The organism is Pedobacter yonginensis (assembly GCF_003173595.1).
Taxonomy (GTDB): Bacteria; Bacteroidota; Bacteroidia; order Sphingobacteriales; family Sphingobacteriaceae; genus Pedobacter; species Pedobacter yonginense.
The window spans coordinates 86,352-108,498 of sequence record NZ_QGNZ01000002.1; the positions used below are offsets into that span (position 1 = coordinate 86,352).

The 22,147-nt window shown below is 37.9% G+C and carries 18 protein-coding genes; 11 read left to right on the forward strand and 7 right to left on the reverse strand.

Annotation, left to right across the window (positions count from 1 at the left end):
• The first annotated feature begins 2 nt into the window (after nucleotides 1-2).
• From DHW03_RS07305 to DHW03_RS07315, 3 genes are all read left to right on the forward strand, one after another.
• The gene (locus DHW03_RS07305) at nucleotides 3-965 is read left to right on the forward strand and encodes an AAA family ATPase (protein ID WP_109925119.1); all 963 of its coding nucleotides are present in this window, start codon (nucleotides 3-5) and stop codon (nucleotides 963-965) included.
• A gap of 128 nt (nucleotides 966-1,093) precedes the next feature.
• Nucleotides 1,094-1,483 (forward strand): RDD family protein, encoded by a 390-nt coding sequence (locus DHW03_RS07310; protein ID WP_109925120.1) that lies wholly within the window; start codon nucleotides 1,094-1,096, stop codon nucleotides 1,481-1,483.
• 125 nt (nucleotides 1,484-1,608) lie between these two features.
• On the forward strand, nucleotides 1,609-1,803 hold the full coding sequence (locus DHW03_RS07315; RefSeq protein ID WP_109925121.1) for a hypothetical protein: 195 nt from the start codon (nucleotides 1,609-1,611) through the stop codon (nucleotides 1,801-1,803).
• Nucleotides 1,804-1,863: 60 nt separating this feature from the next.
• On the opposite strand, the gene DHW03_RS07320 is transcribed toward DHW03_RS07315, so the two are convergent.
• From DHW03_RS07320 to msrA, 5 genes are all read right to left on the reverse strand, one after another.
• Nucleotides 1,864-2,748 (reverse strand): glycerophosphodiester phosphodiesterase family protein, encoded by an 885-nt coding sequence (locus DHW03_RS07320; RefSeq protein ID WP_109925122.1) that lies wholly within the window; start codon nucleotides 2,746-2,748, stop codon nucleotides 1,864-1,866.
• A gap of 112 nt (nucleotides 2,749-2,860) precedes the next feature.
• Entirely contained in the window at nucleotides 2,861-3,718 is an 858-nt protein-coding gene (locus DHW03_RS07325) for a nuclear transport factor 2 family protein (RefSeq protein WP_109925123.1), read from the reverse strand.
• Nucleotides 3,719-3,846: 128 nt separating this feature from the next.
• Complete coding sequence (locus tag DHW03_RS07330) at nucleotides 3,847-4,824, reverse strand: M28 family peptidase (protein WP_109925970.1); 978 nt, start codon at nucleotides 4,822-4,824, stop codon at nucleotides 3,847-3,849.
• 19 nt (nucleotides 4,825-4,843) lie between these two features.
• Nucleotides 4,844-6,304: a cysteine--tRNA ligase gene (gene cysS, locus DHW03_RS07335; RefSeq protein ID WP_109925124.1), complete on the reverse strand. Its 1,461-nt coding sequence runs from the start codon at nucleotides 6,302-6,304 to the stop codon at nucleotides 4,844-4,846.
• Nucleotides 6,305-6,496: 192 nt separating this feature from the next.
• A complete protein-coding gene (gene msrA, locus DHW03_RS07340; protein WP_109925125.1) occupies nucleotides 6,497-7,096 on the reverse strand; it encodes a peptide-methionine (S)-S-oxide reductase MsrA in 600 nt (199 codons plus the stop codon).
• Nucleotides 7,097-7,354: 258 nt separating this feature from the next.
• Here msrA and DHW03_RS07345 point away from each other — a divergent pair, with 258 nt between their 5' ends.
• Both DHW03_RS07345 and DHW03_RS07350 read left to right on the forward strand, forming a co-directional pair.
• Nucleotides 7,355-8,317, forward strand: coding sequence for an isopenicillin N synthase family dioxygenase (locus DHW03_RS07345; RefSeq protein ID WP_109925126.1), 963 nt, complete (start codon nucleotides 7,355-7,357; stop codon nucleotides 8,315-8,317).
• 333 nt (nucleotides 8,318-8,650) lie between these two features.
• Entirely contained in the window at nucleotides 8,651-9,250 is a 600-nt protein-coding gene (locus tag DHW03_RS07350) for a hypothetical protein (protein WP_109925127.1), read from the forward strand.
• A 294-nt stretch (nucleotides 9,251-9,544) separates the two neighbouring features.
• Here DHW03_RS07350 and DHW03_RS07355 read toward each other — a convergent pair whose 3' ends face one another.
• Nucleotides 9,545-11,362, reverse strand: a complete 1,818-nt coding sequence (locus DHW03_RS07355) for a serine hydrolase domain-containing protein (protein ID WP_109925128.1) — start codon at nucleotides 11,360-11,362, stop codon at nucleotides 9,545-9,547.
• Entirely contained in the window at nucleotides 11,349-12,983 is a 1,635-nt protein-coding gene (locus DHW03_RS07360; protein WP_109925129.1) for an amidohydrolase, read from the reverse strand. Before DHW03_RS07360 ends, DHW03_RS07355 begins: the two co-directional genes overlap by 14 nt.
• 176 nt (nucleotides 12,984-13,159) lie before the next feature.
• On the opposite strand from DHW03_RS07360, the gene mutL reads away from it, so the two are divergent.
• The 6 genes from mutL (at nucleotide 13,160) to DHW03_RS07390 (ending at nucleotide 21,687) form a co-directional block, all read left to right on the forward strand.
• On the forward strand, nucleotides 13,160-14,995 hold the full coding sequence (mutL, locus tag DHW03_RS07365) for a DNA mismatch repair endonuclease MutL (RefSeq protein WP_109925130.1): 1,836 nt from the start codon (nucleotides 13,160-13,162) through the stop codon (nucleotides 14,993-14,995).
• A 27-nt stretch (nucleotides 14,996-15,022) separates the two neighbouring features.
• Entirely contained in the window at nucleotides 15,023-15,736 is a 714-nt protein-coding gene (locus tag DHW03_RS07370) for a rhomboid family intramembrane serine protease (protein ID WP_109925131.1), read from the forward strand.
• The gene (locus tag DHW03_RS07375) at nucleotides 15,729-16,583 is read left to right on the forward strand and encodes a rhomboid family protein (protein ID WP_109925132.1); all 855 of its coding nucleotides are present in this window, start codon (nucleotides 15,729-15,731) and stop codon (nucleotides 16,581-16,583) included. The genes DHW03_RS07370 and DHW03_RS07375 overlap by 8 nt, the downstream gene beginning before the upstream one ends.
• Nucleotides 16,583-17,692, forward strand: a complete 1,110-nt coding sequence (locus DHW03_RS07380; protein WP_109925133.1) for an endonuclease/exonuclease/phosphatase family protein — start codon at nucleotides 16,583-16,585, stop codon at nucleotides 17,690-17,692. Before DHW03_RS07375 ends, DHW03_RS07380 begins: the two co-directional genes overlap by 1 nt.
• A 90-nt stretch (nucleotides 17,693-17,782) precedes the next feature.
• Nucleotides 17,783-18,415, forward strand: coding sequence for an NAD(P)H-dependent oxidoreductase (locus tag DHW03_RS07385; RefSeq protein ID WP_109925134.1), 633 nt, complete (start codon nucleotides 17,783-17,785; stop codon nucleotides 18,413-18,415).
• A 545-nt stretch (nucleotides 18,416-18,960) separates the two neighbouring features.
• Entirely contained in the window at nucleotides 18,961-21,687 is a 2,727-nt protein-coding gene (locus tag DHW03_RS07390) for an alpha-2-macroglobulin family protein (RefSeq protein WP_240618492.1), read from the forward strand.
• The last annotated feature ends 460 nt before the right edge of the window (nucleotides 21,688-22,147 follow it).

The following is a 22,147-nucleotide window of genomic DNA, read 5'->3' on the forward strand; positions in this document are numbered from 1 at the left end:
GAATGCAATACAAGAACGAAGTAGAAGCTGTTGATGCACTTCATCAATCTTTCAACAAAATAAAAGCTGAAATCAGTAAAGTTGTAGTTGGGCAGGATGATATCATTAAATCTGTTTTAATCGCTATTTTTAGCAACGGACATTGCCTATTGGTTGGTGTGCCGGGCTTAGCTAAAACGCTTCTTGTTCAAACTGTTGCGTCTGTTCTTGATTTAGATTTTAACCGCATTCAGTTTACACCTGATTTGATGCCAAGCGACATTATTGGTGCTGAAATTTTAGGAGAAGATAGGCACTTTAAGTTTATTAAAGGTCCTGTTTTTTCAAATATCATTCTTGCTGACGAGATTAACCGTACCCCTCCGAAAACCCAAGCCGCTTTGCTTGAGGCCATGCAGGAGAAATCGGTAACGGCAGCTGGGCAAACCCATACACTGCCTAAACCTTTCTTTGTTTTGGCAACTCAAAATCCAATCGAGCAAGAGGGTACTTACCCTTTACCAGAAGCTCAATTGGATCGTTTCATGTTTAACATCCAGCTCAATTATCCTGCCTTTGCAGATGAGTTGAACATTGTAAAAAACACCACAAGCAACAAAACCATTCAATTGGAGAAAATCATCCATGCAGATGATATTCAATATTTCCAAAAGCTTATTCGCGATATTCCGGTGACGGATAATGTTTTGGAATATGCGGTTAAACTGGCTTCTAAAACCCGTCCGAACAGCCAATTCGCTACGGATGCAGTAAACAAATACATTAGCTGGGGTGCTGGTCCAAGAGCTTCTCAATTTTTGGTTTTGGGCGCCAAATGCCACGCAGCCGTTACTGGTAAATATGCACCAGATATCGAAGATGTACAGGCTGTTGCTGAAGCCATCTTGCGCCATCGTATTGTGCGAAACTACCGTGCTGAAGCAGAAGGTTTATCGATAGAAAAAATCGTTAAGGACTTGCTTTAGTCCTCCTCATTCCTCCCTAAATATTTAATTTAACAACCGTCACAGGGCATGATTGAAAATATTATGTTCCAGTTTTATTTATATTTTTAAAATGAATTAAATTTTAACAAAAAAACATTTAACGCAACATGGAACAGAAGTACCCAAATCTCCTACAGAGGTTACAATCAACATTTATAGATACGTTATTGATCATCCTTTTGATGGTCATTTTTTCAAATCTCTTAGATCGTTTCGAAAATGTACCCGATTGGATTAGAATTGCATTATTTATTTCCATCTTTTTCGCTTATGAACCACTGTTACTCACATTTGGTTGCACGCTAGGTAATTATGTTAAGGGCATAAGAGTGCGGAAATATTCCAATCCGACTGAAAAGATAAATATATTTCAGGCCTTAGTAAGATATCCCTTTAAGGCGGTACTGGGCTGGGTTTCATTTCTGACCATACATACAAATGAGGAGCGGAGAGCCATCCATGATTTGGTTTCGGGAAGCGTAATGATCAAACTATAAGGTTCTTGGGTTAAATTTCATCCAACAGTACGGAGAAAACGTCAAATCAAACTTTTAATTTTAAACTTTGTTAGTATCTTTATTGCGATTTTAAAGGACAAATTTTTAACTCAAAATATTTAGATATGTCAGGTCACGACACACACGCACCAGTTCAACAAACAAAAGGCATTTGGGCATTACCATTAACGGCTTGGATTATTGTTTTAATCCTTCTTGTGGTTTTCACCAGACCAATTTTACCACATGCAGAAGAATCTACATCACACGAAAAAACTGAGGCTAAGCATACTGCACCTGCTGAAGAAGCCCATCACTAATTAAATTAATTAGTATTATAGAAGGAATGCGCTGAATAATTCAGCGCATTCCTTTTTTTTTTATTTCAGTTGCCCCATCAAGTTTGGATAATCGGTGATTACTCCATCAACGCCCAAACTCATAAAATATTTAATTTCTTTAAGGGTATTTACTGTCCAAGGGATAATTTTAACCCCCATTTCATGGCAACGATCTACCAAACCCTTCCCTACCAAAACTGAATATGGGCTGTAAATGGTTGGTTTAAACCCCAGTTTATCAATATAATCTTCGAAAGGTTCTTTTTCATCAATTAACAATGAGGTTTGTATTTTGGGATACTTCTCGTGCAGGTATTGCAAAGTACGCATATCAAAAGATTGTATGATTACCCGTTTGGAAATCTTTTTCGCATTGACAATGTCCATAATCAAATCCACAAATTCAGCGGGTTCTGGCTGAAATTCGTTATCACCATTTTTGATGGTCTTGGTTTCGATGCTGTAAACAGGCTTAGTTAATTTATGCTCCTTTGCATAGGCCTCCACTGCATCAATGGTTTCTGTAAGTAATGGCTTGTAGGCCTTAAACTTCATCTGACCAGGAAAGCGTGCATGAACCTTACTGCCTACATCAAACTTTTTTACTTCATCATAATCCATTTTATAGATGTTGTATTTCTTCTGATCCTTAAAGCTGATTGCTTTACCATTTGGCATCAAAGAAATTTCATTGTTAAAATATGGCTCTTGCGACAACACAACCTGTTTATCTTTAGAGATTACGGCATCCATTTCTAAGGTGTTTACGCCTAAATCTAAGGCTTTTAACATCCCTTCGATTGTGTTTTCAGGCATAATACCCCTTGCTCCTGCTTTTCCTTGCACATCAAACTTCTGCTTTTGTGCCGAAACCTGAATGGAACATAAAATAATTGTGGAGAGCGTAAGTAATCGTTTTAACATAAAATTCGTTTTAGGAATGCTGTAAAATTAGGAAATTTCACTTCAAAAAAGGTTTAAACGAAAAAAGGGCAGCTCTATTACGAGTGCCCTTCTTTTCATTTTCACATTATAATTATCTTTCTGCCGGAACAAAAGCCTGTACAATTAGGTTCCAAGTATGATCTGCGGCTTTTTCGTAAACAAAAACATAGTTGAAACTTTCTCTTAAATCGGCTTTATAATCAATGGTTGCAACACCATAAGTGTAGGCTAAATCGCCACCAATCGCTTTATCAACACCATTCGTTTTTAAGTTGATTTTGCTAATCATTCCGTTAAAATATGAAATGATTTTCCCTTTGCCATTTATGGCATCGTTACCTGGAAAAAGCAATCTTGCATCTTCGGTTAAAAAGCCTCCAAAAGCGGCAATTCCGTGAGTTTTTAAAAGGGTATTTAAGGTTTTTTCTGTAGTTAAGATAATGTCTTTACCTGCTTTAACTTCTTTTTCATTTAAGAATTTAGGGGCGACATGATCTTTAGGCTCAACAAACTGGCTAGTTACTTTACCCAATGGTTTGTTGCTGTTCGTACCTAAATCGATAGCCAATTTCCATTTTCCATTTTCTACTTTCCAAATGGATAAATACTGACCATATTTCTTGTCGTCTTCTCCCATAATGTATGGGCCTGTAGTGAATCCTATATCGCCACTACGCGATACTTTAGCCAAATTCGGCTCCCAAGTTACATCATTCATGCCTTTGGCTTGATTTGAATAAAAACTTTTCGCGTTTACGGGATTGGGTCTGAAAACCAAGGCACTGTTTAAAGCATATTCTAAGTAAGCGTTCTTATCGCCATTTTTCGCAAGTGATTTAGCGAAATCCTTTTCGGCATTCACTAAAGATTTTGTGGTTCCATCGCTTTTTTGTGCATAGGCGCTTAATGATAAGGCAATAGCTATGGTAGTAGATAATAATTGTTTCATTGTGGTTTAGATATATAATTTGGCTAAGATAAAATTTTCCTGAATTCCTGTCTTTAAAAGTAATTAACAATTGCACATTTTGAGTGAATCTCGATACGGCCATCGTATAGAGAAAGTCTATTGCTATATTACTTTTCTCTATAGATGGTTTCCAAAACAGTTTGCCCTGTTGCTTTTAGTGTATTTTTATCAATATTACTGAGGTTATCCAATTGGGTGTGCCAATTCATATAAAAACCGCTATTGTCATTGTAATGGATAATATCTACGGATGGGATGGCTGCTTTATTCATCCACACATGGTCATCAACAATCCTTCCACTGGGTAAAGTGACAAAATATGAAGGATAGCCGATTTCATTGCCAATATCCCAAATCTTTTTAGCTACATCGGGCGCGGATTGACGAGAAATTTCATCTTGAGCAAATTGGGCACTTCCCCCGCCAACCATATCTAAATTGATGCCATAAAGCGCTTTATAGCCTTTTTTGACCGCTTCTTTCGACCAATATTGTGATCCTAAACACCACGTTTGCTCGTCTGGACTTTCATCGTTTGCTTTGCCATAATCTTCTAAATCCCACAAAACGAAATCGACTCCTACATTGGGTTGCTTTTGTTGGATTTGACGCGCCATTTCTAAAATAACGGCCACCCCACTACCTCCATCATTTGCGGCATCGAATGGCTTGTTGTGGAATGCAGGATTTGGATCTTGATCGGAAAATGGACGTGCATCCCAATGTGCAGTAACTAGGATTCTATTCGTTTTTTCTGAATTAAAGCTTGCTAAAATATTTTTGAGTTGGTAAACTTTACCATCGTATGTGGTGGTTTTTGAGCCTTGCATTTGCACAGCTGCACCGAACGATTTGAGCTTTGCAACCAGGTAATCTGCACATTTTTGATGCGCCAAGGTTCCGGGTATGCGTGGACCAAAATCGACCTGTGCCTTAACATAGGCGTAGGCACTATCGGCATTAAAATCTGGCGATGCCAATTTAATTTCTTGACTGCTATCTTCGTTTGAAACCTGTTTATCGTTTCTACACGCCTGAAAACTAAGTAAGGCAAGCGCAATAATAGTTATTCCTAATCTATTCATTTTAAAGGGAATGGTTAATTTAGGCTTTACTCCAAGTGGTGCCTTCTTTACCATCTTTTAATTGTATTCCTAATTCTTGCAAACCGATTCGGATTTTATCAGATGTTGCATAATCTTTATTTTCTTTGGCTTCTTTACGCAATTCGATAACCATTTCTAAAACGCTATTGAGCTCTAAATTTCCGCTTTCCTCATCTTTTAAGCCCAAAATATCGAAAACGAAATCATTTATTAATGCTTTCAGTTTCTCTAATGCGTCAGCAGAAATTTTACCTTTGCCATCGTAAACGGTATTTATGATTCTAACGGCTTCAAACAATTCGGCAATTAACACCGGACTATTAAAATCGTCGTTCATTGCGTTAATGCACTTTTCTTTTATTGCATCTATATCAAATTCGTTCTGATCGGAAACCGATAATTTTTCCAATAAGTTTACCGCAGCCATTAACCTTCTGAAGCCTTTTTCTGAGGCATCTAAGGCATCGTTAGAAAAATCTAGCGTACTGCGGTAATGGGCTTGCAACATAAAAAACTTCACCGTCATCGGGCTATAGCCCTTTTTTAACAGTGGATGGTCTCCTGTAAATAATTCTAAAGGGAGAAATCCATTACCTGCCGATTTTGACATCCGCGTACCATTTACGGTAAGCATATTGGTATGCATCCAATAACGGGCAGGCTGATGGTGACTGCATGCTTCTGATTGAGCAATTTCGTTGGTATGGTGTGTGGCGGCTAAATCCATTCCCCCACCATGAATGTCGAATTCGGCACCCAAATATTTTGCACTCATTGCCGAGCATTCGATATGCCAACCTGGAAAACCCATGCCCCAGGGCGACTGCCATTGCATTAAGGTTTCTGGTTTTGCTTTAATCCATAAGGCAAAATCTAAACGGCCTTTTTTATCATCTTGTCCGCCAAGTTCTCTTGTATTGGCCAGCATATCTTCCAAATTGCGATTGGTTAATATGGTGTAGTTGTATTTTTCGCTGTATTTTTCTACGTCAAAATAAACATTACCATCTACTTCATAACCATAGCCATTGGCTATGATGATTTTAATCATTTCGATTTGTTCGATGATGTGCCCCGTGGCTGTAGGCTCGATGCTTGGTGGCAAGGTATTGAGCATCCGCATTACATCGTGGAAACCCAATGTGTATTTTTGTACAATCTCCATGGGCTCCAGCTGCTCCAACTTTGCTCTTTTGGCAAATTTATCATCCCCTTCATCCCGATCGCCCTCTAAATGCCCTGCATCGGTTATGTTGCGTACGTAACGTACTTTATAGCCCGAATATTTAAGGTATCTAAAAATTAAATCGAAAGACATAAACGTGCGACAGTTGCCCAAGTGCACATCGCTATAAACGGTTGGACCACATACATACATCCCAACATTGGGTGCGTTTAGAGGTTGAAAAAGTTCTTTTTTACGAGAAAGCGTGTTATAAAGCTGTAAGCCAGTATTCATATTGCAAATGTAATATTTACCATCGGAAAGTTTCAGCAATGGTTAAGGGTTTAATTTTTGAATGTGGTTAATTGACAATTATTTCATCAAAAACAAGGTTCGGGGTATTTAAAGTTTATTTTAAAGCTATAAATAAAAATCCCGCATTGTTGTTAAACAGATGCGGGATGTATATAGGATGATTTAGCGATTCTAATTTTTCAGCTTTGCTTTAAAAACTTTCTCCAATTTTTCCAGTTTTGGTAAAATCACCAATCTGCAATAGGGTGCATTACCATTTTTGAGGTAGTAATTTTGATGGTAATTTTCAGCAACGTAAAATGGCTTAGCTGATTCTATCGCCGTGACCACTTTTTTACCATAGGCATTGGTTTTGTTTAAATCGGTCTTATACTTTTCGGCTAAAGCTTTTTGCTCTGGTGTGTGATAGAAAATCACCGATCGGTATTGCGTTCCGCTATCGGCACCTTGACGATTTAATGTTGTTGGATCGTGGCTTTTCCAAAAAACTTCTAATAAATCGGAATAGGTAATCTCCATTGGGTTATAGGTAATTTCTAAAACCTCGGCATGGCCGGTTAAACCTGTACAAACTTCTTCGTAAGTCGGTTTCTCCAACTGTCCACCTTCATAACCTGATTTAACAGATACCACGCCTTTCAATTTTTGAAATATGGCTTCGGTGCACCAAAAACAACCCATACCAAAGGTTGCCTTCTCGGTTTTTTTGCCTTGCGCATTGGCTGAATTTATGGCCAATACGGCAAGTAAAATTAAAATGATTTTTTTCATGTTGTGTGTTGATTTTTGACTGTCCCTGATTCTGAATACTCGAGGTTCAATTCTACTATATTACGAAATAAAATCTCCTAAAGTTTGTGAGGACTTAATAATGGATTTTGCATGACAATCTAACATTTCTTGTGTTTTGCTGTTAGTGTTAATAACTTAAAGTATTGATTTATAATTTAATGAAAATCAAAATTTTGTTTGGAATGCACTTATTAACAATTCTTTTTTAAATTCGTACTACATAAAAATTCAAAAAACATGTCTACACCCTATATCCCTTGTTTAGATTTAGGTTCGTACATCAACGGATCGGAAGAAGAACGCAAAAAATTTTCTGATGAACTTGGAAGAGCCTTTAATGATTCTGGTTTTGTTACGATCACCAATCATGGTTTAAGTCAGGATTTGATAGAAAAACTTTACGAAAATATAAAAGCGGCTTTTGCGCTTCCTTTAGAAACGAAAAGAAAATATGAAAAGCCTGAACTTGCCGGACAACGTGGATATACAAGTGCTGGCAAAGAAACCGCAAAGGGGGCTAAAACTCCCGATTTAAAAGAATTTTGGCAAATTGGACAGGAAGTTACGGATGGCGATCCAGTTAAAAATGAATATCCTGACAATGAGATTTTGGAAGAACTCCCTGAATTTAATGCGGTTACGGGTAGCATTTACAAGAAACTAGAAGAAAATGGAACGCATTTATTACGTGCCATTGCAACTTACTTAGAATTACCGATTAACTATTTCGATAAGCATGTGCACAATGGAAATTCCATTTTACGCGGAATCCATTATTTCCCTATCGAAAATCCTGAAATTATTCCGGATGATGCGGTGCGTGCTGGTGCTCATGAAGACATTAACTTAATTACCTTGTTAATTGGTGCCAGTGCCGATGGCTTAGAGGTGTTAACCAGAAGCAATGAATGGTTGCCGATTAAAGCGCATCATACGGATATTGTGGTAAATGTGGGCGATATGTTGCAACGTTTAACCAATAACAAACTAAAATCGACCACCCACCGTGTGGTTAATCCGCCTCGCGAATTGATGAAAACTTCTCGTTTCTCGGTTCCGTTTTTCTTGCATCCGCGTAGCGATATGGACTTAACCAGTTTACCATCTACAATTGATGCTGAACACCCTAAGCTTTACAGCGATATGACTGCCGGCGAATACCTTGACGAAAGGTTAAGGGAAATTGGTTTAAAAAAATAAATACGCCATTGATTGGCATTTTCTCTTTCTGTATTTAGAATAAGCGTCGGCCAAAAACCGATGCTTTTTTTTTGGACTCAAAAATTATGGGGCTTTCAATCATAATTATATATTTGAGTATTCTCCTTATTCCTTTATACATCCTGTTATCATGTTAAGTTATGACTCCAGAACTTTATCAGGGAATATTTTCGGTTTTTAATGCGATTTATCCGCTCAGTTGTACACGCTGAAAAAGCCAACATCTTATCAATAATATTGAATACGTGATTAAAACAGCTTAGATTAGCTAATTCATCTCAAACATCACTATCTTCAATTTCTAATTTACTTATGAAAAACATTTTATTAACCGCATATCTAACGCTCCTACTTTCTTCTTTTGCTTGTGCACAGAAGCAGGATATAAAAGACTTGTACTTCGATTATCTTCAGGTAAGGATGGATGCAGATGAAAAACCAGAGGCGAAAGCAAAGGCCATTGCTTTGTTACAGCGTTCATCAGAACTTAGCAAAACTCAACTTGGAAATGTGAACTATCATTTGGGTAGGTTATATGAGGAAGATGGTGAGATTGAAAAATCGGTTCCGTATTATGAAGAATCGATTAAAATTACTCCTGGATATTATGTTCCCTACCGTGCATTGGGTTTTATGTACTATAAAAAATGTAAAGATTTAGCGCAAAAGTTAACCACAATTAATCAATCTGGAACTGGAACGGCAGGAAATAAAGCTTCTGAAGAATTTAAATCGCTAAGCTTGAAAACGGCCAAATATTTAGAAAAGTCGCAAGCTTGTGATCCTGATGTTGAAACGCTTGGTATGATTAAAGCACTGTACAAAAACATAAAAGATGATCGTGCTTTGGCGACACTTAATGATAGGTTGAAAGCATTAAGTGCAGATTGTGTTACCTTGCTAGAGGATTAAATTTAAGGGGCTTCCAAGCTGTAATTTTATTAAAAATTAGCGCTTTTCGGGTCTTTAACCCATCATCTTAAATGGAGCTCAGCGGAATGGAGAGATCCTTGAACCCAATAATAAGAATCTCCTTAAAAGATTTTTCCACTGCGGTCGAAAGGACGATGGTCTAATCCGGCACCGCTCTGGAGCGCAGCGGAATTGCATTTTTAATTTAAAACCCCGCCAGGTGGTTGAGCTTATGCACTCAGCATACTAACGAGGTTTATATTGCAGTAAAGCTAATTTACCCAAATGTGTTCCTTATTTTCTAGAATCATCAATCGCTTTGTTTACAACATCTTGAATGCGACCTCTTATTTTCAAATTGGACAATTTCTCGGTTACGGTTGGGTTCACACGGTTCGATAAAAATATATAAACCAATCCTCTCGATGGATCTACCCAAACACAAGTTCCTGTGTATCCTGTATGTCCGTAAGTTTGCGGTGAGGCTAAATTAGATGGATAATGTTTGGTGCTATCTGGATCCCAACGGTCGAAGCCTAAACCTCTGCGACTTACATTGGATTGTTTGGAAGTGAACATATCAACTGTTGAGGTTTTAAAATACTCTTCACCGCCGTAAGTGCCGCGATTCAAAAGCATTTGATAGAATATGGCCATATCATTACTGCTTGCAAATAAGCCTGCATGTCCAGATACTCCACCTGCTAGTGCTGCGCCTTGATCGTGTACAAAGCCGACTAATAGCGTTTTTCTAAAATAGGTATCGTTTTCTGTTGGGATAATTTGATCTTGCTTAAACCGATTTCTTGGCAAGAAGCCTGCGGTTTGCATGCCTAGTGGTTTATAAAAATTCTCGTAAGCATATTGGTTTAAGGGCACTTCGCTAATGTGCTCTACAATATCTTTCATTACATACATGCTGATGTCGCTATACACATATTGCCCACGGGTTTTAATTGGTGAGTTGAGCATTTTTGGCCACATAAAATCTTTGAAAAAGCCCTTCTTTATGAAATAGTTGTCTGCAACCTTTGTTGGAAAGGCTGCTGAAGAATCGCGACTATAATCGCCTGTTTTAATGTAATTATGAAAAGGAATGTAAGGAATGAAACCCGCTTGATGCAACATCACCTCTCTTACTTGAATGTTATTCATCGGTGTGGTACGTGCCTTCGGAATGTAAGCGCCAATATTAGTGTCAAGCTTCAATTTTTGTTCTTCGAAAAGACGCATCACCGAAGGGGTAGTTGCCGTGACTTTGGTTATCGATGCCAAGTCGAAAATATCAGTAACTTTATCTGGGATATTATCATCGTAGGTATGGTTTCCGTAGGCTTTATTAAAAATTACTTTGCCATCTTTTGCCACCAATACCACCAAACCCGGGGTAGCTTTTTGGGAAATGGCTTCGGCAGCAATGGCATCAATCTCTTTGAGGTTATTGGAGTTTATTCCAGCATCTTCTGGTACGGTATATTTTAATCTGGTTGCTGTTGTTATAAAACCCGAACCAGCGGTATAGCGCCCAGAAAGGTTGTTTTTAAGTTTGTTGGTGGCGGGAATCCCCCCGAAAATGTATTGTGGAATTACTGCAGCTGCATCGGCATTGTTTTGTGCGGTCCAAATTAGAGGCGAGTTTAAAGCATCTAGCGATTTTAAAGCATTACCATTTCCAAAAAATGCAACAATAACTTCTTTGCTTTTACTAATGCTGTTTATAAAATTAACATACTTTTCTTTGCTCACGTTTTGATCGTCAACCGAGATGATTATCGTACTAAAGTATTTCAGTTCATCTTCTAAATCGTTCAGATTAAGGCTGTCTTTATAAGAATCAGCAGAGAAAGAGGTAATTTTATCGTATTTATTGGCCAGGCTATCAAAAGTGGCGCTGTAGGCAAAACTTAAACTTACAGAGGCAATATTCTTTTTATCGAGCTTTGTTAGCGGAATTGTAGCATCTTGGTTATTGAGTAAAACTGTATTTTGTGTGATGGCATTGGTTATGGATAGTTTTTTCTCGTTGCTTACATGTTCTTGAGCACAGGCCAATAAACATAAAACATTAAAGAAACTTGCGGCAGCCAGAATTAATAATCTATTTCGCTTCATATACTTTTTCTCCGTTCAGGTAGGTTTTTAATACTTTGGTTTTTAATAGGTTTTGTGGGGTCGATTTTAAAATGTCGTGATCTAAAATTACGAAATCGGCGAGTTTGCCAACTTCTAAACTTCCTTTTTCTTTTTCCTCAAAATTTGCTTTGGCCGCCCAAATGGTCATCCCACGAAGTGCTTCCTCAGGTGTAAGTGCATTTTCTTTCTGGAATCCGTTTTTAGGGAAACCGCTAGCATCTTGACGAACCGTTGCTGCATAAAACGTTAATAAAGGATTAATGTTTTCTACAGGAAAATCAGTGCCGAGTGGAATCCAACCGTTCTGCTTTAATAATTGCTTGTAGGCGTAGGCATCTTTTAATCGGGCTTGCCCCAATCGCTGTCCTGCCCAATACATATCAGACGTGGCATGTGTTGGCTGTACAGATGGAATGATGCTTGCTTTTCCAAATAAATCGAAATCATTTTTGTTGAGCACCTGTGCGTGTTCAATCCGCCAACGCTTATCGTTTTTGCCTTTTAATACCTTGTTGTAAATGTTTAGGATTACGCGGTTGGCAGAATCGCCAATGGCGTGAGTGCACATTTGAAAACCGCCAGAAGCAATTTTTGCGGCCACATCTTCGTAATGTTTAATGTTTTTTAACAGAAAACCGCTTTTGTTCGGCATATCAGTATATGGATGCAATAAGCAGGCTCCACGAGAACCCAAAGCTCCATCTGCGTACACCTTAAAAGCCCGAACATTTAGGCGGGGCGTTTTTATTGCTCCTCTACTAAAAAGATAATCGTAGTTTTCTGCGTTATCGGAGAGCATAATGTACAAGCGCATTTTAAGCTTATTTTCCTTTTGAAGTTTCTCTACAAATTCTACTGCCCTCCAATCTAAACCGCAATCATCAATCGTGGTTAAACCTGCGGCGAAACAATTTGCCTGCGCATCGCTAAATATTTTTTCTGCCAATTTCGCATCGGGAGATGGAATTTTACTTTCTACCAAAGCCACGGCATTATCAATTAAAACCCCGGTTAGTTTTCCGTTTTGTGTGAGCATATCGCCACCAACTAAATTTTCGGCTTGCTTGATGCCCGCATCATCTAATGCTTTTTGATTTGCAATTGCCGCATGTCCATCAATTCTATTTAAAAAAACAGGGCGATTAGGAAACAGGGCCGTGAGTTGTTCGTTGGTTGGGAAAGCTTTGTTTGTCCAATCGTTTTGATCCCATCCATTTCCGATTAACCAACCATCTGGATGGGCTTTTGCAAAATCGATTAGGCGTTTTAAAACTTCATCCCAAGATTTTGTTTCTCTTAAATCTGCGGCTTGAAGGCTTTGTCCATAACCATAAAAATGTGCATGGGCATCAATAAACCCAGGGTAAACGGCCTTACCAGCTGCATCAATCTCTTCTTTAGCTGAATATTCGCCTTTAATGTCGTCGGTTTTACCCAGTGCCAAAATTTTTCCATTTTGTACCGCGAAAGCTTCAACCGTATCAAATGCAGTGTTCACTGTGTAAACTTTGGCGTTGTAAACGATTGTATCTACTTGTTTTTTATTGCTGCAAGAAGCGAGTGTGGCAACAACAGCTAGGGCGGTTAAAAAGGATTTCATGTTGATAAAGATAGAAAAATGTACTTACTCGTGTTTGTAAATTCGACTTTACATTAGAATGGGTTACAGATTAATCACTTGCCAATTATTAGCGTCATTTATGTGTTGAGTTTTAAACAAAGCCCATTCTTTAAGCTTATTTTACATAATTTAGCACATTCACTTTGCCATAATACATGACTGATATTATCCACCTATTGCCTGATGCTGTTGCCAATCAAATTGCTGCAGGAGAAGTTGTTCAAAGACCTGCTTCTGCTGTAAAAGAGTTGCTAGAAAATTCAATTGATGCAGGTGCAGATAAAATTCAATTGGTGATTAAAGATGCTGGTAAGGCGCTCATTCAGATCATCGACAATGGTTGTGGTATGAGTGTTACCGATGCCAGAATGTGTTTTGAGCGCCATGCAACCTCTAAAGTAAAAAAAGCCGAAGATTTGTTTGCCATCCGCACCATGGGTTTTCGGGGCGAGGCGATGGCTTCTATCGCCGCAATTGCTCAGGTAGAAATGAAAACCCGTAGGCATGAAGATGAAATCGGAACCTGCATCACCATCGAGGGTGCCCAGGTCACCGCTCAAGAACCTGTTGCTACATCGCCGGGAACACAAATTGCAATCAAGAATCTATTTTTCAATACTCCAGCAAGGAGAAATTTTCTGAAAAGTAATCCGGTAGAAATGCGTCATATCATCGATGAATTTCAGCGGGTTGCGCTTGCCCATCCAAATGTGTTTTTTAGCCTGCACCACGATGGTTTGGAAATTTTCAACCTCCCAAAAGGTAATTTGAAGCAAAGAATTGTTCATCTTTTTGGCAACAACTACAACGAACGTTTGGTGCCGGTTGAAGAAGAAACGACCATCATCAACTTAAAAGGCTATATCGGTAAGCCTGCTTTTGCCAAGAAAACTCGAGGCGAGCAGTTCTTTTTTGTAAACAATCGTTTTATAAAAGATCCTTATTTAAACCATGCGGTAAGCTCGGCTTTTGAAGATTTATTGCCTGATGACAGCTATCCGCTTTACGTTTTGTTTATCGAAATTGATCCGGCTAAAATTGATGTGAACGTTCACCCGACTAAAACTGAAATCAAGTATTTAGATGAAAAGTCCATTTATGCGATTTTAAAATCGGCTGTAAAGCGATCCATTGGGCGTTATAACATTTCGCCAACCTTGGATTTTGACCAGGAAACAGGTTTCAGTAACATGATTACGCAGAAGGCGGTTGAAGATATTGTTCCGCCAAGTATCAATTTCAATCCAGATTTTAATCCTTTCGCTACCGATAAAAGTTCTACTTCTGGATATTCATCTTCCAGCAGAAATTACGAGGCCAAGCCGAGTGCCAAAAATTGGGGCTCGCTTTATGAAATTACGCAAGAGCCTGTAGCAGAGCAAACTTCTTTTTATACGGATGACGCCATTACAGAAACCAAGCAGAAGCAATATATGCAATTGCACAATCGTTATATTGTTTCGCAGATTAAATCGGGTTTAATGGTTATCGATCAGCAAATGGCACATGAAAGAATCCTTTACGAACGTTTTGTCGTACATCTTGAAGATCGAAAAGGAGCATCGCAACAAAGTTTGTTTCCTCAAACCATTACACTCAATGCCAACGATTTTGAGTTGGCCAAGAGCCTATTGGATGATATTAAAAGCCTAGGCTTTGATGTAAGAGAATTTGGCAAAAACACTTTAGTTGTTGAAGGAATTCCTGTTGATTTGGGCAGCACTAATGTAAATGAAACCCAATTGTTTGAACAGTTAATTGAGGGTTTTAAAAACTCGCAACAAGAATTAAAATTAAGTAAACGCGATAGCTTAGCTAGAAGTTTGGCCAAAAACAGCAGCATTAAAGCGGGTAAAACTTTAAGTCAGGAAGAAATCAATACATTAATTGATGAACTTTTTGCCTGTAAAACCCCTAACTTTAGCGTTACCGGAAAGCCAATTATACAAACCATTACCCTAGCCGAGCTGGATAAAAAGTTTGAAAAGTAAGCTTAAAACACATTACAACCACAATAAATGAACAACATACATTTACCACCAGTAGTTAAAAACCTGCTGATTATTAATATTTTATTTTTTATTGCAACATTGGTTTTCCATCCTAATGGAGGTTATCCACTGGTAGATTGGTTTGCGGTTTATTATTTTGGCTCGGAAAAATTTAGACTTTGGCAACCGATTACTTATATGTTTATGCATAGTCCAGTTGATTATTTCCATATCATATTTAACATGTTTGCGTTATATAGCTTTGGAAGTGTGCTAGAAACTAAATGGGGCGCCAAAAAGTTTTTAATTTTTTATTTCGTTACCGGTTTGGGTGCATTGGCACTGCAATGGGCGGTTCAAACTTATGAGATTTACAACACAGTTGGTCATTTAATTTCCAATATTTCCACTTACGTACCAAAAACTAAAGCGGAGTATAACTTGCTATCTGAAATTTATTTTAGCCCAATGCTCGGTGCTTCTGGTGCTATATTTGGCTTGTTGGTTGCCTTTGGTATGCTGTATCCAAATGCAGAATTACTCATCATGTTTATACCAATTCCCGTTAAGGCAAAATATATCATCCCAATTTATATTTTAATTGAATTATTTTTAGGTGTTAATCAATTCGAAGGAGACTCGGTAGCCCATTATGCTCACCTAGGTGGAGCCTTAATCGGGTTTATTTTGGTTAAAATTTGGAAAGACAAGAACGATACATTTTATACGCTTTATGAATAATAACTTCTTTAAAGATTTAATTTACAAAGTATTCCGTTCGGGTAACCCACCATTTTTCTACATCGGGTTAAATACCATCGTGTTTTTATTGGTTGCTATAACCGCTGTTATATTTTACCTTGGTGGTCGGGTTTTAAGTACTGAAATACTCATACAAGATTTTGTTGCCCTACCGGTAGCCTTATCAGAATTACCTGCCCGTTTTTATACGGTGGTTACGTATATGTTTTTTCATGCTGGCATTTTTCATATTTTCTTCAACATGCTCGGATTGTATTGGTTCGGGAGCATCTTTATGAATTTTTTAAAAAGCCGGCAGTTTCATTTTGTTTACCTAGCAGGTGGTATTTTTGGGGGCTTATTTGCTGTTGCGGCATTAAACGTTTTCCCTGTTTTTAGCGCCAGCTTATCAAACGCTACCATTATTGGCGCATCTGCCGCTGTGATGGCCATTATCACCGCAACCGCTACTCTAGTTCCAAACTATACCATCATGCTGCTGCTGATAGGTGAGGTAAAAATTAAGTGGATTGCAATTGCTTATTTCGCTTTAGATTTTATTACCATCGGATCGGGTAATGAGGGTGGAAATTTCTCGCATATTGGTGGTGCAATTTTAGGTTTCGTTTTCATCAAAAGCCTTCAAAATGGAAATGATTGGAGTAAGATATTTGAACGCAAACCTAAAATGAGGGTGGTAAAAAACGAAAAACCTATTAAAAAAGAAAGCTTCAAAGGCGTTTCTCAACAAGAAATAGATGCGATTCTAGATAAGATATCTACATCAGGTTATGATACTTTGACAGCAACAGAAAAAGAAAAATTATTCAAGGCAAGTAAAGATTAATGGCAAAACAGAAATACACTTTCATTGATAAAATAATCTTGCCAATTGCAATTATATTGGCTATTTCTCTTTTTATCGGGACTTTGGCGGCTGGTGTTGACCCTCGAAAAAACATTCTCGTTGCCTTTTTTGGTTTGGCCTATCCCTTTATGCTTTTCTTTAATGTTATTTTCTTGCTGTGGTGGGCTTTAAGAAAAAAATGGCTGTTGGTGCTAGTTACATTCTTCATCATTGCCATCGGCTATAAAACCGTTTATTCTACTTTTGGATTTGGTGGTGATACTGGAAGCGCAGAAAAAGTGGAGGGAAGCGTTCGCGTAATGACTTACAATGTGCACAGTTTTAAACTTTTTGGAGAAGATAATACCCGTTCTGACAAAGAGAAAATGCTACAAGTAGTAAAAGATCAAAATCCTGACATCATTTGCTTCCAAGAATTTTACACCCGCTACAAGGGAGACTTTAATACTATTGATAGCTTAAAGCGCCTGCTGAATACCAAATATTACTATTTTAGACCGGCGAACAAAAATGATTATGAAGCCTTTGGTTTAGCCATCTTTTCAAAATATCCAATTAAAAATAAAGGCGATATTCTTTTTCAAGCCAATGGCGATAACATGAGCATCTACACCGATGTGGATATTAATGGTAAGCTATTGCGGGTTTTTAATGTGCATTTTCAGTCCATTAGTTTTCAGCCGCAAGATTATCAATTTATAGATCAGCTAACGAAAAAAACGCGGGGAAAACTCTTTGCATCGAAACGGATTTTAAGCATGTTAAAATATGCATTTGAAGAGCGGAGTGGCCAAGTAGATATTATGAAAACCGAAATGGCGAATTGTAAAATCCCTTATTTTATTGCTGGCGATTTTAATGATACCCCTGCATCATACGTGGTTAATCAGATAACAAAAGGTTTAAATAATACCTTTACTATTAAAGGCTCCGGCTTTGGAAAAACCTATAACGGCAAATTTCCAAACTTCCAAATTGATTACATTGCATGTACCAAAGATTTAGAAGTATTAAATTACAACATTACTCAAGCCAAACTATCCGATCATTTTCCTGTAAGAAGTGATTTGAAATTCAAAACTCCATAACCTTCGGTTACTTTCTTACCATACATCAACAAACACCTGTAAGTTAATGGTGATATTTGCTTCATAAATTTTGAAATTAATATCACGAACATGAGTTTAATAGATGCCCTTAACTGGCGTTATGCCACTAAAAAAATGAATGGTCAGCCTGTTGACCAGGAAAAAGTTGATCAAATTATCCACGCAGCCCAATTGGCACCAACTTCATCTGGCTTACAGCCATTTAAAGTTATCGTAGTAACCAATCAAGAGCTTAAAGAAAAAATTGCACCAATTGCTTACAATCAATCTCAAGTTATTGACTCATCTCACTTGTTGATTTTTGCTGCTCAAGAAAATTATTCTGAAGAAGGCATCGATGGTGTTTTCAATAGAATGAATTCAGAGCGTGGATTGCCTTTAAACACTACAGATGATTACAAGGCACAATTAAAAAAAACGATCTTATCCAAATCAGCCGAAGAAAACTTTGAACATGCAGCTCGTCAGGCGTATATCGCTTTTGGTATTGCCATTGCAGAAGCCGCTGTGCTTAAAGTTGATGCCACTCCAATGGAAGGTTTCGATGGGCCTTCTTTAGATCAACTTCTTGGCCTAAAGGAAAAAGGTTTAAAAAGTGTTACTTTATTGCCATTAGGCTATAGAGACGAGGCTAACGATTGGTTGGCAAACCTTAAAAAAGTGCGCAAACCGCTTAATGAGTTCCTAATCGAATTTAAATAACATCAAGGCTAGTCGAATTGCTAAGGGAGAAAACCGAAGCAAAACAACAGCCATTAGGATGCTGAAACACATTCAGAATGACGGTGGAGCTTTAAAAGACTTTTATAGAAAGTCGTGATGAATTTATTTTAGGATCTTAGATTTTTTAAAAGGTATTTACATCCCAATGTACCATTTTGAAACGGGCCAATTTATTGGTCCGTTTTGCTTTAATGCCGGGGCCTTCTTTCGTGTCTTCGCGAAACAATAGATAGGTCTTAAATAATGGTACATAATAACTGGTACCATGGCGGATGGGTAGTTGATCCCCACTAAAAGAGAGGCGGTATCATAAACCAAAATAATGACAGCAAGCAAAACTTTATTTTTAAATGGGCATAAAAGTAACAATGCAATATTTACAAACGCAATTAAACTTTTAAAAATGATTGTGACTTTTGAAATGCTACCCTAGGTTATGTAAAAAAATGTTAAACATGGGTACATTTTAGGTGCTCTATTTTTAATTGGATATATTTACATCTTCAGTATTTAATTTCCAGTTCATGAAGATTTTTAGAATATCGCTTATCATATTTACGCTTGTATCTGTACTAAACTTCTCCTCTTCGGCTCAAACCGATACCATCAGTATCAACTCGCTTATTACAAAAACCAACAAAGTTTTAAACGATTACCCTGCCGAGAAAATCTATCTTCATTTTGATAAACCTTACTACGCAGTTGCTGATACCGTTTGGTTTAAGGCTTATGTTACCGAAAATCAGAACTTCTTATCGGGCATAAGTAAAATTATTTATGTTGATGTTATTAACCAACAAGACTCTTTAATCCAGACCCTAAAATTACCTATTGTGGGTGGTATGGCTTATGGCAACTTCCCCTTAGATCAAATAAACTACAAACAGGGCAATTACCACATCAGAGCTTATACTTTATGGATGCTGAATTTCGAAAGTCCGGCCTTTTTTAATAAAACCTTTTTTATTGGTGAGGCCATTGATAAAGAACTAAAAACACAAATTTCTTACAAAAATACATCAACGGATAAGCAGGAAAAAATAGATGCCAGAGTTCAGTTTAAGGATGCAAACAATAAACCTTACGCCAACAAAAATGTAACCTGGCAAGTGGTAACCAGCTATACCGTTATTGCCAAAGGCCGAGGTACCACTGATGCAAATGGTTTCTTAACCATTGCCATGAGTGCCGCCCAAAAAGCCGAGTATCAATTACAAAAAGGCGAATTGGTAACAACGATCAATACCACCGACAAAGATGTTGCAACGACCAGTTTTAGGCTCAAAAATGCCATCATCAGTAAAGATTTTCAATTTTTCCCCGAAGGCGGAAATTTAATTGCAGGCCTAACAACTAAAGTTGCTTTTAAAGCCCTAAAAAGCGATGGACTTGGAATAGCTGCCAAAGGAACAGTTACGGATAATGATGGCAAGCAAGTGGCCAACTTTTCGGCGCAACACTTGGGCATGGGTTCTTTCCAACTCTTAGCTGAGGCGGGCAAAACCTATAAGGCCAGTGTTACCTATTCTGATGGTTCAACGCAAAATTATAACCTACCTCCTGTTACTGAAAATGGAATCGGCATTAACATAGATAATAGCAATCCAGATCATATTGCGGTTAAAATAGCCTCAAATGATGGCTTCTTTCAACAAAATCAAGGTAAGAAATTCTATTTGATTGCTCAAAGCAAGGGCGTAATTTGTTATGGCGCACAAACTGCATTATCAAATAAAGAATACAGCACCACCATTCTAAAATCTAAATTCCCGGCAGGCATAGCCCAGTTTACCTTATTTGCCGAAAACGGTAAGCCGCTAAGCGAACGAATTGTATTTGTGCAACAAAAAACTGGTTTAACGTTAGGGGTAACGAGTCCGCTAGCAACTTATGGGATTAAGAAAAAAGTAAAAATTAATCTAACTGCCAAGAAAGATGGTGCTCCGGTAGAAGGCAATTTCTCTGTCTCTGTAATCGATGAAACTAAAGTACCTTTTAATGATGATGCCTCGACTACAATTTTAACGGGTTTGTTATTGAGCAGCGATGTTAAGGGTTACATAGAAAAGCCTAACTATTATTTCAATACACCTGATGCAAAAAAAGTTGCCGATTTGGACGTGCTTTTGCTCACACAGGGGTATCGCACGTTTTCTTATTCTGATATTTTAGCCAACAAAACTCCTAAGATAGATTTCCTACCCGAGCAAGGGATTCAAATTTCTGGGATCCTGCGAATGGCAAATGGCATCCCAGTTAGAAAGGGTGCACTGTTGCTTACCATCCCTGATAAACGCTTTAATTTAGAGGGGACTACAGATCCAGTTGGAAATTTTAAATTCCAGAACTTGGTTTTTAATGATTCATCAAAAGTAACCATTTCGGCAAAATACAATGTAAATTACAAAGCTATGGTATTGAGTCTTACTGGTTCTCCTGTTCCATCAATTACCGGAAATTTTAGTGCAGCCGATGAAGTTTTGAATATCGATAGCGCATTAAATACCTATTTGGATAATAGCAAAAAACAGTATGCTTATTTGCACACCCTTAAAGATGTAACCATTAAAGCGGCGGCCGTGCCAAAGGTTAGCCATAAAGATTATCCAGCATTATCGGGCTTAAGCCAAGTGGCAGATCATGAAATCTCAGGAGATCGTTTACAGGGATGTAACTTGCTGATTAATTGTTTATCAACCATGTTGCCAGGCGTTACCTTTATGGATAATATTTTTTATGTAACCCGAGATTATAATGCCGGTGGAAGAGTGCCGATGGGTATTTTTATCAATGGAATGAACGTAGATGCAAACCAAATTAGCACTTTGAATCCGAATGAAATTGAGTCGATAGAAGTTTTTTTAAGAGATGAATTGGGCTTGGTGAACAGAGCAAATAACATTAACGGTGTAATTGTAATCAACCAGAAAAAAGCACCTAAGGGAACTAAGATTTCCAAATCGCAGCTTTTGGATATGTTGCCGAAGAATTACGAGGTTAGCTTTTCGCCACAAGGTTATAATAAAGAAAAACAATTCTATTCTCCAAAATACGACGCACCTGCAAGCACAAATAGAAGCGATTTAAGAACCACAATTTATTGGAATCCAAAGGTTGTAACCGATGTAACAGGAAATTCATCATTTGAATTCTATAATGCGGATGGACGCGGACAATATAAAGTTATTGTAGAGGGTATTGATGCGAGTGGAAATTTAGGAAGATCTATTTTTAGATATACCGTTAAGTAAATCAATAGGATGTATTTTTTGGGTTTGGTGGGCTAGGCTTTGGGCGGATTATAAATCCGCAGGTCAATGGTCGAGAAAACATTTCTCGACCAGCTTGTTATTGATGCAAGCGGAAATTTGGGGAGATCTATCTTTAGATATACCGTTAAGTAAATCAATAGAATGTATTTTTCGTGGTACCCTGGGATAGGCTTTGGGCGGATTACAAATCCGCAGGTCAATGGTCGAGAAAACATTTCTCGACCAGCTAGAAACTAAAATCAAAAAACTCAATGGTTGAGAAAACAATTCTCGACCAGCTTCAAACTAAAATCAAAAAGCATATTTAAATGATTCCCAACTACGATGGAAAGGACAATTGTTGAGCGTGTCATCTCTTTCGGGGCGCATCTTCCGTAACCCTCATCTCGACTGCAGAGCAGCGGAACGGAGAGAACTTTAAATTAGCAATTCAAGGATT